We start from the raw sequence: 14,524 nt of genomic DNA on the forward strand, positions 1-14,524 counted from the left end.
GTCTCCTCAGTACATGAGGGTCGGCGCGAGCGGCGCGGCGCCCGAGTCGGTGTCGGAGTCAGAGGCGACGGCGGGGTCGCGCGGCGCGGGTGGCATTTCGGGTCCGGCCTTCACGTGCCGGACCAGCAGGACCGCCTCGGCGACGGCGAGCACGCCGTACAGGACGGTGAAGAGGGCAAGCGAGATCGCGACCTCGGTGAGGCCGACCCCGGGCGAGACGCTCGCGGCGGTCAGCAGCTCGCCCTGGACGGTCCAGGGCTGGCGGCCGATCTCGCTGAGCAGCCAGCCCGCGATGATCGCCGCCACCGGCAGCGGGAGCGCCAGCACGCAGGCGCGCGCGAACCAGGATGGCACCGGCGCCGCCGTCCGCCCCCGGCTGGGGCCGCGGCGCTTCCTGGTCAGCCAGAGACCGAGGACCGAGAGCCCGACAGTCACCATGCCGAAGCCGAACATCACGCGGAACGACCAGAAGATCACGGGCAGGTTCGGGGTGTAGTCGGCCGGGCCGAACTGCTCCTCGTACCGTCGCTGGATGTCCTCGATGCCCTGGACCGTGGCGCCGGGGTCGTGCGCGGAGAGCAGGCTGAGCAGGCCCGGCACCTCGACCCCGGGCACGATGGTGAAGCTCGCGCCGGCGGTGTCGCGCGCCAGCCCCTCGGCCGCGGCGAGCTTCATCGGCTGCTGCTCGTGCAGGAGCTGGCCGGACAGGTCGCCGGTCCCGGCGACCACGACCCCGGCGAGCGCCGTCATGACGAGCGCGCCGCGCAGGCTGGTCCGCCACATGTCGGTACGGCGGCGCGGCGGGACCGCGGCGTCGCCGACGGCGACGGCGGCAGCGGCGGTTCGCCGGCCGACGGCGGCGACGCCGCGCTCACGCAGGATGCGGTAGCCGCTGACCGCCAGGATGAAGCCGCCCGCCACGACGAAGGCGGCGGCGACGACGTGGGGGATCTGGACGAGCGCGGTGGGGTTGGTGAGCACGGCCCACAGGTCGGTCATCCTGGCCCGGCCGTTCACCACCTCGTAGCCGACCGGGTGCTTCATCCAGGCGTTGGCGGCCAGGATGAAGTAGGCCGAGATGTTGGACCCGATGGCCGCGGCCCAGATGGCGGCCAGGTGGAGCCGCTTGGGGAGCCGGTCCCAGCCGAAGATCCACAGGCCGAGGAAGGTCGACTCCATGAAGAAGGCGAGCAGCGCCTCCAGCGCGAGGGCTGCTCCGAACACGTCCCCGACGAAGGTCGAGTACTCGCTCCAGTTCATGCCGAACTGGAACTCCTGCACGATGCCGGTGACCACGCCCATGGCGAAGTTGATCAGGAACAACTTGCCGAAGAATTTCGTCAGCGTGAGGTAGTGGTCCTTGCCGGTGCGGTGCCAGGCCGTCTGCAGACCGGCGACGAAGACGCCGAGGCCGATCGTCAGAGGTACGAACAGAAAGTGGTACACGGTGGTCACCCCGAACTGCCACCGTGCCAGATCAAGCGCGTCCATGTTCCCCTCGCGGGTGCCGGAGCTCTACAAGTCGTAGTTCTACTTTCAGTAGTACTACAACCTGTAGAGCAATTGGTGGGACGACTGCACCGCGAGATCTTTGTCACATTCGAGGATCGATGCCCCCATGATCCTCGTTCGCGGCACGCGTCCGGTTCCATGAGAATGCGGGCCGGGCGGTCCCTGGGTGAAGGGACCGCCGACCTGGCTCTCCGGGAACGTCTCCTGTGACGCCCGGTTCCGATAATGGACACTTCACCGGAAAACGGCGTCCGCCGCTGGGCTGATTGCCCGGTACGCCGCGCGGGGGACATCGGCGACCCGCGGTGGCAGGCCAGGTTGGCAGGCCGCGGCGCCCGGGACCACGTCCCGGGCCCGTACGGGCGCCCGGCCGAGGCCGGTCAGGAGACGGGCACGCCTCCGGCCTTCAAGTACGCGTGCAGATCGCCCAGCTCGAACCCGCGGCGCTTGATCTTCTTGACCAGGATCCGGAAGTCCCGGGACAGGTTGGGCCGGAAGTGCAGCAGCAGGATGTCGCCCGGCCGGAGCTGCTTGTCCGGCACCTGGTAGGCGATCTTTCCTTCGGGCTGCACGGTCGCGCTCCACATCATGATCGCCTTGAGGCCGCACTCCGTGGCCGCCTGGGAGGTCGCCTCGTTGTAATTGCCGAACGGCGGCCGGAACAGGGTGGGCCGGCGGCCGGTCTCCTTGCGGATGAGGGTGGACATCCCGCAGATCTCCGCCTTCTGCCGGTCGTAGCCGAGCGTCCGGAGGTTGGGGTGGGTGAACGTGTGGCTCTCGATCGGCGCGCCGGCGTCGCGCAGTGCCCGGAAGTAGTCCCACTGGCCGGCGCCCGTGTACCGTCCGCCGCCGGACGCGGCGTCGGGCGACCCCTTCGCCTCGACCGCGTCGCGCATCGCGAACACGGTGATCGGGATCCCCTCGTCGCGCACCTGCTTGAGGAAGCCGGGGTCCTGCTCCCAGCCGTCGTCGATGGTCAGGAAGACGACCTTCCGCTTGGTCGGGATCATGCTGATCACCGGCACGCCGTTCGCCGGCTTGGGGATCCGTCCGACCTCACCCGGGCGGGGGAGTGCGGCGCGGGGGGTCGGCGACGCGGCGGGCGCGGAACGCGCGCCGCCGGGCGAGGAGGAGCGCGACGTCGCCGGGGCCTTCGGCTCCGCCTGGGTGGTGCCGCCCTCCGCGCATCCCGCGGCCAGAATCAGTCCCATCAGCACGCCTGTCAGACGTCGGTTGCCCTTCATGACCAACAATCTTGGTCCAACCGGACATCCGGTGCGTCTCGTCGATACCTCCCATAGAGGGACGACCGGTACGCCAAACTCGTCCTGACCTGCGGCAAAGCGGCGCGATGGCCGAAGTGTGAAACGGGGCACCTAAGGCGCGGCGGGTGCGGCGCGGAGAGACCTGCCTAGGGTTGATCATGGGTGTGGGCACATGTTGCCCTTATCCACGCTGCCGGAGAGTCCCTAGTCTCCGGAGCCAGAAGGGTGCGGGAGAGGTGATGGTGTGAAGATCACGGGAAGCGCCGTGCTCGGTGTCGAGCGGGGCCGCGTCTGGACGGCGCTGCGGGACCCGGGCGTCCTGGTGTGCACGATCCCCGGATGTGAACGGCTGGAGGCCGTCGGCGACGACGTCTACAAGATGACCGTGAACGCCGGGGTGGCCTCCATCAAGGGGCTCTACCAGGGCGAGGTCGCGCTCTCCGACCCGCACGAGCCGGAGCGGTTCGTGCTGCGGGCCCGGGGGCAGGGCGCGCCCGGCACAGTCGACGCCACCGTGCGCATCAGCCTCAGCGAGGTCGAGGGAGGCACCCGGGTCGACTACGACGCCGAGGCCGTCGTCGGCGGCATGATCGGCGGGGTCGGCCAGCGGATGCTCGGCTCGGTCGCGAAGAAGACCGCGGGCGAGTTCTTCACCGCCGTGGAGGAGCACCTCCTGACCGGACGGGCCGCCGCCCTCGCAGCGTCGGTGGCACCGGTCGTGGTGGGTGCGGCGACCGGCGCGGCCGCGGCCGGAGACCGGGCAGGGACGGAGGTCGGAGCGGACGTCGGCGCCACACCGGCTGTGCCGTACCAGCCGGAGGTGGGGCAGGTGTTCACCCGGGAGGCGGCGGTCGCCGGCCGGGCGCAGCGCGCGGGCGTGCCGCCGTGGACGATGTTCGCCGCGTTCGGCATGGGCGCCGGGGTCGCGCTCGGCAGCGCGGTCATCGGATGGGTTCTCGGACGCCAGCGGCGGTGACCTCCGGCCTGAGACGGGCCTGAGACGGGGAATTGTCCCGTGTCGCGGCCGGTTAGAGCAGATCGTGAAGATTGAGATTTTCTCCGACGTCGCCTGTCCGTGGTGCTATATCGGCCATGCAAGGCTCGCCAAGGCCGTGGAGCTCTTCGACGGGGATGTCGAGGTGGTCCACCGGCCGTTCCAGCTCGCCCCGGACGCGGTCTCGCGGAAGGAGCCGCTGCTCGCCGAGCTGGCACGCAAGTTCGGCGGACCCGCCCAGGTCGCGCAGATCACGCACCGGGTGGCGCAGGCGGCGGCGGAGGACGGGCTGGAGTTCGACTTCGAGCGGGCGGTCCAGGCCAACACCTTCGAGGCCCACCGGCTGATCTGGCTGGCGCAGCGCGCGGGACGCGGTGCGGAGGCGGTCGAGCGTCTCTTCCGCGCGTACTTCCAGGAGGGGCTCGACGTCGGCGACCCCGAGACGCTGGCGAAGCTCGCGGCCGAGCTCGGCGTCACCGACACCGGCGAGGGGGCCGAGGAGGTCCGCGCCGAACTGGCCGACGCCCGCGACCTCGGCATCAGCGGCGTTCCGCTGTTCCTGTTCGAGGGCCAGTTCGCCGTGTCCGGCGCGCAGCCGGTCGAGACGCTGGTCGCCGCCCTCAACGAGGTCCGCGCCCGCACGGCGGTCGCCTCCGCCCAGAGCGGCGGCGACGCCTGCGACGACGGCTACTGCGCGGTCTGACCGCGGCTCTTGTGGTCCGGTCCCCGGAGGGGCCCGTCTGACCGAACCGGGGGCGGTCCCGGCCCGGTCCGGCGGGGGTGGCACGAGGGGCGCGCGGGAGCGGCGCCGCCCGGTCAGGCGTGGGTCGCGGGTTCCAGGGGACGGGACGCCGCGGCCTCGTCGCCGAGGTCGCCGTTGCGGTGGTGGCGGCGGCACAGCACCCGGTAGTGCACGCCCACCTCGCCGTCGGGCTCGGCGGAGTTCACCGGGGCCGTCGAGCCGGTGTCCGCGATGACGACCTGCTCGCCGGTCCTGGCCATCACGCCGCCCACGATCCGGGCGTTCAACCGGCCGGGACGGCCGCACCAGCACAGGACCTCCACCTGCAGCCGGGCGACCTCGTCGGCCAGCTCGAACAGCCGCTGCGCGGCCGGGAACATCTGCGACCTGAAGTCGGACGCCAGTCCGAAGGCGTAGACGTCGATGCCGTGGTCGTCCACCAGGTCGGCGAGCTGCTCGATCTGCTCCATGCTGTAGAAGCACGCCTCGTCGCAGATCAGGTAGTCGATGCGGTCGTACGCGCAGACCAGCTCGACCAGGTCGAGGCCGTCCACGACCTCGACGGCCTCGTTGTCGATGCCGATCCGGCTGGTGACCCGGGGCCCGCCCGAACGGTCGTGCTTGGTCAGCACGATGCCGCGCCTGCCTTGCCTGCGGTGGTTGTAGTTCAGCTGCAGGGCCAGGGTGGACTTCCCGCAGTCCATGGGACCGTAGAAGAACTTGAGCACGGCGTCCCGGGCCCCCTGTGTGGGCGAAGAAGACAAGGCAGACAGATCAGTCACGGGGCGTCAGCTTACTGGTAACGCTCCCGACAGATGCCGGTCCTGCCCAGGCCACCGCCGCGCCGTACGGAACCCGTCGGACCGGGGCTCCTGGCCCCTACGCGGTGATCTTAGAGAGCGGATTGATGCGGACGAGATATCGCGTGTGCGGCGGGGTGGCGCTGTTGGCGTGATCATGTACAACATGGGACATTCCTCTTCATCGGAATCACGGGAGGTGCGATGACCACGCCAGAGGAGCAGCCGGAGACGCCGAGTCCGCTGGAGGCGATGATGCTCGCCGACGACACGGCGGCGGCCGAGGCGGACGCCGACCGCTGGCGGTACGGGTTCTACGTCGTCCTCACCGGCCTCGTGGTCACCTTGGCGGGATTCAGCGTCGCCGTGGTGAGCACGGGCCAGGCGAGCACCCTCTTCGCCGGGCTCGCCGGAGTCGTGGGCACGCTCACCGGCGCGTACTTCGGCGTGCAGAGCGGCCAGGCGGGAAAGGCGAAGGCCGAGGCCGAGCTGCGCCGGGTCAACGAGCGGGCCATGCGGATGGCGTCGTACGTCGGTCCGCAGCACATCGAGGAGATCATGGGGCGCGCCCCCGGCGGTGCGGCCGTGACCCGCTGGCCGCGCCCGCCCAAGCAGCGTTCCTGATCCGTACCTGATTCGGTCCTGACGGCCGCCCGGTCGGCCCCGGGCGGCAGGCGGGTAACGAGGATTCGCCGATTATTCGGCGGATTATTCGGCAGAGTGCGCCGGTTCCCGCCGTCGGCGGGGGTCTGTAGACACTGGAACATGCCTAGCGTCCGCATCGGGGTCGACACCGGGGGCACGTTCACCGACGTGGTTCTGGTCGACGAGCACACCGGCACGATCGTCACGACCAAGACTCCCTCGACTCCTGCCAACCCCGCCGACGGTTTCATGGCAGGGGTCCACAAAGTGCTGGAGCTGCACGCCCCTTCCCGGGAGGGTGGGCTGGACGGCGTGTCCGGCATCGTCCACGGCACCACCGTCGCGACCAACCAGCTCCTTGAGGACCGCGCCGACGGCACCGCGCACCTCGGGTTCGTCACCACCGAGGGCTTCGAGTTCCTGCTGGAGATCGCGCGGCAGAGCGTGCCCGACGGGTACGGCAACTCCTACTTCTGGGTGAAACCACCCAGGATCGTCCCGGTGCACCGGGTCAAAACGGTGGGCGGCCGGCTCGACCACCTCGGCCGGGAGGTCCGTCCGTTTGACGAGGACGAGGCGGTCGCGGCGGCGCGCTGGTTCCGCGACCACGGCGTCACCGCGATCGGCGTCTGCTTCCTCCACTCGTACGCCGACCCGGTCCACGAGCTGCGGATGAGGGACGTGCTGGCCCGCGAGCACCCCGAGGCGGTCGTGTCCCTGTCGAGCGAGGTGCTGCGCGAGTACCGGGAGTACGAGCGGTCGGTGACCACGCTGGTCGACGCCGCGGTCAAGCCGATCATGCGCCGGTACATCCAGAACCTGTCCGACCGGATCGGCCGGCCGTTCTCGGTGATGAAGAGCAACGGCGGCGTGCTCTCGGCCGCCGAGGTCGTCCACCAGCCCATCACCACCGTCCTGTCCGGCCCCGCGGCGGGCGCGCTCGGCGCCGCGCTGATCGCCGGTACGGCCGGCCGTCCCAGCGTGATCACCCTGGACGGCGGCGGCACCTCCACCGACGTCGCCGTGGTCGTCGAGGGCGAGCCGTCCCTGACCACCGAGGGGAGCATCGGCCGCTACCCCTGCAAGATCCCGATGATCGACATCGTCACCGTGGGCGCCGGCGGCGGGTCGATCGCGTGGATCTCCCCGGAGGGGACGCTGAAGGTCGGCCCGAAGTCGGCGGGGGCCGACCCGGGGCCGCTCTGCTACGGCCGCGGCGGCACCGAGGTGACCGTCACCGACGCCCACGTCTTCCTCGGCCGGGTGCCCCCGCACCTGCTCGGCGGCGAGATCCCCCTCGACGTGGCGGCGGCCAGAGCGGGCATCGAGGCCCTGGCCGGCAAGCTCGGGCTGACACCGGAGCGCTGCGCCACCGGCATCCTGGAGATCAGCGCCTTCAACCAGTCCAACGCCATCAGGCAGATCACGGTCAAGCGCGGACTGGACGTGCGCGACTTCCCGATGGTCGCCTTCGGCGGGTCCGGCCCGCTGCTGGCCTGCCGTCTGATCGACATCCTCGGGCTGCCCGCCGCCGTCGTGCCGCCCAACCCGGGCAACGTCTCCGCGTTCGGGCTGCTCACCGTGGACGTCAAGAACGACTACGTCCGTACGCACGTCTCCCGCGCGCCCGCCCCGGAGGCGCTCGCCGGGATCTACGCCGAGCTGGAGGCCGAGGCGGCGGACGCGCTCGACCGCGAGGGGTTCGCCGACCACGTGTACGCCCGCAGCGCCGACCTCCGCTACTACGGCCAGGCGTACGAGGTCCGGGTGGCCGCGCCCGGCGGCGCGCTCGACGACGCCTGGTGCGCGGCCGTGGTCGAGCGCTTCCACGCCGAGCACGAGAAGCTCTACGGGTACGGCTACCGCGACGACCCGCGGCACGCCGTCGAATGGGTCAACCTGCGCGTCTCCGGCATCGGCCCGATCACGCGGCCCGCGCTCGCCCGCGTGCCGGCCCAGGTGGGCGAGGCGAGCCCGGTGGGGACCCGCGAGGTGTTCTACGAGACGTGGGGGCGCACCGTGATCTACCGCCGTGCCGACCTCGGCGCGGGGGCCGTCGTCACGGGCCCGGCCGTCGTCGAGGAGTACGGCTCCACCCTGCCCGTCCACCCCGGCTTCACCGCCACCGTGGACGACCACGGAAACCTGATCGTGGTGAGCGACCGATGAGCGAGCGGAGGAACGAGCCGATGACTTCCCGGAAGGCGGCCCGGAGGACGGCCCCGGCGGACCCGGTGCTCGTGGAGATCGTGGAGGGCACGCTCGCCTCGGTCGAGAAGGAGGTCGAGACCGCCATCGCGCGGACCGCCCGCTCGCCGATGATCCGCGACGCGCACGACTTCCGCGCCGGCATCCACGACGTACGGCTGCGCAAGCTGACCGGCCGGTCGTACTCGGCGCTGGTCCAGCCAGTCGTGCGGGACTTCCCGCTGGAGACGATGAAGCCCGGCGACGTCTTCTTCCACAACGACGTCTACCTGTCCGAGGGCGGGATCGGGCACCTCCCGGACCTGTGCGTGACCGTCCCGGTGTTCCACGAGGGCGAGGTGGTGGCCTTCGTGCAGGCGTTCGGCCACCACGATGACATCGGCGGGGCCGTCCCCGGCTCGATGCCGTCGCACGCGCGCAGCGCCTTCGAGGAAGGCCTGATGGTGCCGCCGATCAAGCTCTGGGACCAGGGCGTGCCCAACCGCGCCGCGCTGACGATCATGACGCGCAACTCGCGGATGCCGGACTCGCTCGCGGGCGACCTCGACGCCGAGTGCTCCGCCTGCCTCATGGGCGCCCGCAGGCTCGCCGAGCTGTTCGACCGGTACGGCCGGGCCGCCGTCGAGGCGTGCTTCGACGCGATCATCACGAAGACGACCGAGACGTTCCGCCGCGAGCTGCTGACGAAGATCCCGGAGGGTGTCCACGTCTGGGAGGACTACGCCGAGCATGACGGCGTGGACGAGCCCCGGCTGCACACCCAGCGCATCACGCTCACCGTCGATCATTCCGCCGAGGTCCCGCTGACGATCGACTTCACCGGGACGTCGCCCCAGGCCAAGGGGCCGATCAACCATGCGGGCGACTACGCGGACGGCGTCTTCCTCAAGAAGTGGCTCGCGCCGATCCTGCGCAACCTCGCCGACACCCCGGAGCGGATGGCGGAGCTCGACGTGAACGAGGGCGTCGTCCCGCTGATCAAGATGGTGTTCCCGGAGAAGGGCACCCTGCTCACCCCGATCTTCCCGGCGCCCACCAACGCGCGGACGTTCGTCATCCTGCGCCTGCTCGGCGTGCTCGCGGGCGTGCTGGCCAAGGCGACCGGCGGCCGGATGCCCGCCGACCAGGAGACGATCAGGTACACCGGCGTCTACGGCGACTCCGACGACGGGCCGTACCTGATGCGGGAGGTCCTCGGCGGTGGCTCCGGCGGCCGCTGGTACGCCGACGGCGAGGACACGATCCACGTCGTGCCCGACTCGCGCAACATCCCTGTGGAGTTCGCCGAGGCGCGCTGGCCGTTCCGGGTGGAGCGGCTCGGGCTGGCTGTCGACAGCGGCGGGCCGGGGGAGTACCGGGGCGGTCTGGGCTACGACAAGCACATCCGGATGCTGCGCGACGCGTCCTTCATGTCGATCGCCGACCGGTCCATCCTGTCCTGCTGGGGCGTCAACGGAGGCCGCGCCGGCCGGCCGTTCGTCGTCACCGTGGACGGCGTGCCGATGGAGGGCCTGGTCGACGACTTCCCGGTGCGCGCGGGGGAGATCGTCCGGGTGCGCACCACGGGCGGCGGCGGGTGGGGCTCGCCGTACAACCGCGCCCCCGAGGCGGTCGCCGCCGACGTGCGCGACGGCAAGGTCTCCCCGGAGGCGGCGCGGGAGGACTACGGCGTCGTCCTGCACGGCGCCCGCGACGACCTTCGTGACGACCTTCGTGTCGACTACGCGGGGACGGCCGAGCTGCGCGCGACCCTCCGGGCCGCGGCGCCGGAGGACGCCCCCTTCTTCGACCGCGGCCCCGGGTACCCCACCCTGTCCGATGGTCTTCCGTACGCCGAGGTCGACACCGTCTGATCCGGTGCCGGGGGTGCCGGGCCCGCGCGAGGGGACCGGCACTCCCGGTGATCTACCGCCAGGGACTCCTCAGTACCCTGATGGTCCAGTTGTCCGCGTTCGGCGACGTGTAGAGGTGGAGCGGGACGACCTGTTCGCCGCCGGGTTCCATGGCGAGCGTTCTCGTCCGCCAGACTCCGTTGCATTCCGTGGTCACCGTGCTTTTGGTGGGTATGGTGGGGTCCGCCGTCAGCATCATTCGGGCGCAGTGTCCGTCGCCGGGTCCGGAGTCGCGGAGCTGCGCGGAAACAGTGACCCAGGTCCGCTTCTCGGCACGGTCCCTGCGCCAGGTCACCGTGATGTTCCGGAGCTGGGCTCTGGCCTTCCCGGTCTCGGGATACTGCAGGTAGGAGATTCTGGTCGTCTTGACATCGATTACGTGCTGAGCGGATGCCGAGGCGGCTGACGGGGCGGCGAGCGCCGCGAGGGTCAGGCCGGTGGCGAGTACGGCGCGGAGAGGTCGATTCATGGTGCCCCCATTGGTGGTGACTGTGCTCGGGGCGATGATCCGACATATCCGTATACGGACGGTATATCGCCTGGTCGACTGCCTGATTGCCCTCGCTCCGCTGGTCTCTCGCGGTCGGCCTGCCTTCTTTTGCACCGCTCGCTCCGCCGTCCCGTCGCCATGAGAGGTGGGCAGCGCAGAACGCCGGGGGAGGATGCGTCGGCGATACGGTTACGGGTCTGTACCGACGCGATGCAGCGATCTTGACAACCCCAACTTACGCCGAAAGGTGGAGAAACATCGGACTTGGCGGGGACCGGCACTCCCGGTGATCTACCGCCTCCCCCAGGGGTTCGTCAGTTCCCTGAGGGTCCTGTTGTTCGCGCTGGGCGACGTGTAGATGCCAAGGGTGACGAAATCGTCGAAACCGGGCTCCATGGCGAGCGTTCTCGTCCGCCAGACTCCGTTGCATTCCGTGGTCACCGCGGTTTTGAAGGGTTCGAACGCGCTGACTTCCGTCGCCAGCCTCAATCGGGCGCAGTGTCCGTCGCCGGGTCCGGAGTCGCGGAGCTGCCCGGAGACGGTGACCCAGGTCCGCTTCTCGGCACGGTCCCTGCGCCAGGTCACCGTGATGTTCCGGAGCTGGGCTCTGGCCTTCCCGGTCTCGGGATACTGCAGGTAGGAGATTCTGGTCGTCTTGACATCGATTACGTGCTGAGCGGATGCCGAGGCGGCTGACGGGGCGGCGAGCGCCGCGAGGGTCAGGCCGGTGGCGAGTACGGCGCGGAGAGGTCGATTCATGGTGCCCCCATTGGTGGTGACTGTGCTCGGGGCGATGATCCGACATATCCGTATACGGACGGTATATCGGCAGGTTGGCGAGGCGAGGCGAAGAGACCGGCCCGGCCAAGGTTCGTGGACACCTGACTAAGCAGCGGCCGGCGCCGGCTCGGGAACGGGTGCGCTCTTCGCGGCGGCGAGGTTCCGCCAGAGCAGAACGGAGGCGGACACGCAGATCCCCACGGCGGTGTAGAAGACAGCGGGCAGCCCCGCGAGCTCACCGAGCAGGCCAAGGCCGTTGAACGGCTGGGGGGGGCGTCGACGCGTCGCGGCCCGGCGCACCCGAGACCGGGCGCGGCGATGTCGTACGAAAGATGTCGTACGAAAGTGGTGGGCATTTCGAAGGTGGTCGGCAAGACCTGACAGTTCACCCTCCGAGATGACCTGGCAGGCTTGCCGTGAGGAACCGTTCGCGACGCGGAGGACGATTTGCAGGGACCACTTGAAGGCATCGTCGTTCTGGACCTGTCCCGCGCGCTGGCCGGCCCGCACGCCGGTCAGATGCTCGGCGACCTGGGCGCCCATGTGATCAAGGTGGAGCATCCCTCCTCAGGGGACGAGTCGCGCGGCTGGGGGCCACCCTTCGTCGGCCCAGATCACGACATATCCACATATTTTTTGGCGGCCAACCGCAACAAGCAGTCCATCACGGTGGACATGAAGGCCCCCGAGGGCAAGGAGCTCATCGAGCGGCTCATCCGGCAGAGCGACGTGCTGATCGAGAACTTCCGCACCGGCGTCCTCGACCGGCTCGGCTTCTCCGTCGAACGGCTGCACGGGCTCAACCCCCGCCTGGTCGTCCTGTCCATCACCGGATTCGGCCACGACGGCCCCGAAGGCGGCCGTCCCGGATACGACCAGATCGCCCAGGGCGAGGCCGGCCTGATGTCCCTCACCGGACCGTCCCCGGACGAGCCGTACCGCGTCGGAGCCTCGATCGCGGACCTGCTCGGCGGCATCCACGGCGCGTACGGCGTCGTCGCGGCTCTCTACGAACGCGAGCGGACGGGCCGCGGCAAGGTGGTGCGCACGTCACTGCTCGCCTCGGTCGTCGGCGTCCACGCCTACCACGGCACCGCCTGGACGGTCGGCGGCCAGGTCCCGAAGGCCGCCGGGAACCACCACGCGTCCATCTCCCCCTACGGCGCCTTCCGCTGCGCCGACGGCATGATCCAGGTCGCCGTCGCCAACGAGGGCCAGTGGCGCAAGTTCGCCGTGCTGCTCGGCATCGACCCCGACACGCCGAAATACGCCACCAACGCCCAGCGGTTCGCCCACCGCGACGACCTGATCGCCGACCTGGAGAAGGCCCTCGCCGCGCACGACCGGGCGTACTGGCTCGCCTCCCTGGGCGAGCTGGGCATCCCGGCCGGCGCGATCCGCACGATCGACGAGGTGTACGCCTGGGACCAGGTCAGGTCGCAGGGACTCCTCGTCGAGGTGGACCACCCCGTGCTCGGCCCGATCGAGCTGCCCGGCCCGCCGCTGCGCTTCGAGGACCCCGGCTCCGGCCGGGAACACGCCCGCCACCACGTCGCGCCGCCGATGCTCGGCCAGGACAACGACGCGGTGCTCGGCTGGCTGCGCGCGCGGGAGAGCGAGCCCGGCCCCTCCGGCGCGTCGTCGCCCGAAAGCACGCCCGCGACCTCGAACGGCGCGGACCCCGCGACCGAGAGCGAGCGATGACGAGGCCCGACGCCCGGACGCTGATCCGCCGGGTGCTCGATCCCGGCTCGTGGAAGTCGTGGGACGAGCCGCCCGCCGACCCGGTCGAGCCCGGCTCCCCGTACGCCGAGGAACTGCGGGTGGCACGCGAGCGGACCGGCTACGACGAATCCGTGATCACGGGGGAGGGCACCCTCGACGGCCGCCGCGTCGCCGTCGCGGTCTGCGAGTTCTCGTTCCTGGCCGGGTCGATCGGGGTGGCCGCGGCCGAACGGCTGACCCGGGCGGTCGAACGCGCCACCGCCGAGCGGCTGCCCCTCCTCGCCGCGCCCGCCAGCGGCGGCACCCGGATGCAGGAGGGCGCCTTCGCCTTCGCCCAGATGGCCAAGATCACCGCGGCCGTCGCCGCCCATCGCGCCGCCGGCCTGCCCTACGTCGTCTATCTGCGCCATCCGACCACCGGCGGCGTCCTCGCGTCATGGGGGTCGCTCGGCCACGTGACGGCGGCCGAGCCGGAGGCGCTGATCGGGTTCCTCGGCCCGCGCGTCTTCGAGTCCCTGCACGGCTACCCGTTCCCGTCGGGGGTGCAGCTGTCGGAGAACCTGTACGCCCACGGACTGGTGGACGCGGTCGTCTCCGCGGAGGACGCGAGGGGGATTGCCATCCGGGCGCTGTCCGTCCTCTGCGCGCCCAGGACGGGCCTGGCCCTCCCGCCCGAGCCCGAGGAGGGGGCCGAGGAGGCCGAGGCGTGGGAGGCGATCACCCGCTCCCGCCGCGACGACCGCCCCGGCGTGCGCAGCCTGCTCAAACTGGCCGCCTCCGACGTCACCCCGCTGAACGGCACCGGCGTCGGCGAGAACGACCCCGGCATGCTGCTGGCGCTCGCCCGCTTCGGCACGGTCCCCGCCGTCGTGCTCGGGCAGGACCGGCGGCGGCTCAAGGCCGGAGGACCACTCGGGCCCGCCGGGCTGCGGGTCGCCCGCCGGGGCATGCGCCTCGCCTCCGAGCTGGGCCTTCCGCTGGTCACGGTGATCGACACGGCGGGCGCGGCGCTGTCCAAGGCGGCCGAGGAAGGCGGTCTCGCCGCCGAGATCGCCCACTGCCTGGCCGACCTCGTCATGCTGGACGCGCCGACGGTCTGCCTGCTGCTCGGCGAGGGCGCGGGCGGCGCGGCGCTGGCGCTCCTGCCCGCCGACCGGGTGCTCTGCGCCCAGCACGGATGGCTGTCGCCGTTGCCGCCCGAGGGCGCCTCGGCGATCCTCTACCGGACGGTGGACTTCGCCCCCGAGATCGCCGCCGCCCAGGGCGTACGCGCGGCCGATCTGAAGCGGGACGGCGTCGTCGACCGGATCGTGGCCGAACGGCCGGACGCGGCCTACGAACCCGAGGCCTTCTGCCGCCGGGTGGCCGCGGCCCTCGAATACGAGATCGCGGGCCTGCTCGCCCGGCCCGCCGAGGACCGGTTTGCCGCGCGGCTGGCCCACTACCGGGCGCTGGGCACCTGACCGGGCCC

General features: G+C 71.2%; 12 protein-coding genes. 7 read left to right on the forward strand and 5 right to left on the reverse strand.

The features are described 5' to 3' along the window. Positions 1-6: 6 nt before the first annotated feature. The gene (locus tag ACQP1V_RS12810) at positions 7-1,491 is read right to left on the reverse strand and encodes a cytochrome ubiquinol oxidase subunit I (RefSeq protein ID WP_433422343.1); all 1,485 of its coding nucleotides are present in this window, start codon (positions 1,489-1,491) and stop codon (positions 7-9) included. Positions 1,492-1,892: 401 nt separating this feature from the next. Beyond that, positions 1,893-2,723 (reverse strand): polysaccharide deacetylase family protein, encoded by an 831-nt coding sequence (locus ACQP1V_RS12815; RefSeq protein ID WP_433422346.1) that lies wholly within the window; start codon positions 2,721-2,723, stop codon positions 1,893-1,895. A gap of 298 nt (positions 2,724-3,021) precedes the next feature. Here ACQP1V_RS12815 and ACQP1V_RS12820 point away from each other — a divergent pair, with 298 nt between their 5' ends. Together ACQP1V_RS12820 and ACQP1V_RS12825 are read left to right on the forward strand one after the other, a co-directional pair. After that, positions 3,022-3,753 (forward strand): SRPBCC family protein, encoded by a 732-nt coding sequence (locus ACQP1V_RS12820; RefSeq protein WP_433422349.1) that lies wholly within the window; start codon positions 3,022-3,024, stop codon positions 3,751-3,753. Positions 3,754-3,784: 31 nt separating this feature from the next. Further along, on the forward strand, positions 3,785-4,474 hold the full coding sequence (locus tag ACQP1V_RS12825) for a DsbA family oxidoreductase (protein ID WP_433425820.1): 690 nt from the start codon (positions 3,785-3,787) through the stop codon (positions 4,472-4,474). A 113-nt stretch (positions 4,475-4,587) separates the two neighbouring features. Here ACQP1V_RS12825 and ACQP1V_RS12830 read toward each other — a convergent pair whose 3' ends face one another. Then, entirely contained in the window at positions 4,588-5,295 is a 708-nt protein-coding gene (locus ACQP1V_RS12830) for a thymidine kinase (RefSeq protein ID WP_433422351.1), read from the reverse strand. 222 nt (positions 5,296-5,517) lie between these two features. Here ACQP1V_RS12830 and ACQP1V_RS12835 point away from each other — a divergent pair, with 222 nt between their 5' ends. The 3 genes from ACQP1V_RS12835 to ACQP1V_RS12845 all read left to right on the forward strand — a co-directional run bounded on the left by ACQP1V_RS12835 (position 5,518) and on the right by ACQP1V_RS12845 (position 10,019). After that, the gene (locus tag ACQP1V_RS12835) at positions 5,518-5,937 is read left to right on the forward strand and encodes a hypothetical protein (protein WP_067131440.1); all 420 of its coding nucleotides are present in this window, start codon (positions 5,518-5,520) and stop codon (positions 5,935-5,937) included. Positions 5,938-6,078: 141 nt separating this feature from the next. Then, complete coding sequence (locus ACQP1V_RS12840; protein WP_433422354.1) at positions 6,079-8,127, forward strand: hydantoinase/oxoprolinase family protein; 2,049 nt, start codon at positions 6,079-6,081, stop codon at positions 8,125-8,127. A gap of 20 nt (positions 8,128-8,147) precedes the next feature. Beyond that, positions 8,148-10,019 carry a hydantoinase B/oxoprolinase family protein gene (locus tag ACQP1V_RS12845; RefSeq protein ID WP_433422357.1) on the forward strand — a complete coding sequence of 624 codons (1,872 nt, stop codon included), beginning with the start codon at positions 8,148-8,150 and terminating at the stop codon, positions 10,017-10,019. 52 nt (positions 10,020-10,071) lie between these two features. Here the strand turns inward: ACQP1V_RS12845 and ACQP1V_RS12850 are convergent, their stop codons facing one another. Together ACQP1V_RS12850 and ACQP1V_RS12855 are read right to left on the reverse strand one after the other, a co-directional pair. After that, a complete protein-coding gene (locus tag ACQP1V_RS12850; RefSeq protein ID WP_433422359.1) occupies positions 10,072-10,527 on the reverse strand; it encodes a hypothetical protein in 456 nt (151 codons plus the stop codon). Between the two features lie 312 nt (positions 10,528-10,839). Then, positions 10,840-11,307: a hypothetical protein gene (locus ACQP1V_RS12855; RefSeq protein WP_433422362.1), complete on the reverse strand. Its 468-nt coding sequence runs from the start codon at positions 11,305-11,307 to the stop codon at positions 10,840-10,842. A gap of 468 nt (positions 11,308-11,775) precedes the next feature. On the opposite strand from ACQP1V_RS12855, the gene ACQP1V_RS12860 reads away from it, so the two are divergent. Both ACQP1V_RS12860 and ACQP1V_RS12865 read left to right on the forward strand, forming a co-directional pair. Then, entirely contained in the window at positions 11,776-13,032 is a 1,257-nt protein-coding gene (locus ACQP1V_RS12860; protein ID WP_433422364.1) for a CaiB/BaiF CoA transferase family protein, read from the forward strand. Continuing rightward, positions 13,029-14,516, forward strand: coding sequence for a carboxyl transferase domain-containing protein (locus tag ACQP1V_RS12865; RefSeq protein WP_433422365.1), 1,488 nt, complete (start codon positions 13,029-13,031; stop codon positions 14,514-14,516). The genes ACQP1V_RS12860 and ACQP1V_RS12865 overlap by 4 nt, the downstream gene beginning before the upstream one ends. The last annotated feature ends 8 nt before the right edge of the window (positions 14,517-14,524 follow it).

Source organism: Microtetraspora malaysiensis, assembly GCF_050947145.1.
Taxonomy (GTDB): domain Bacteria; phylum Actinomycetota; class Actinomycetes; order Streptosporangiales; family Streptosporangiaceae; genus Microtetraspora_A; species Microtetraspora_A malaysiensis.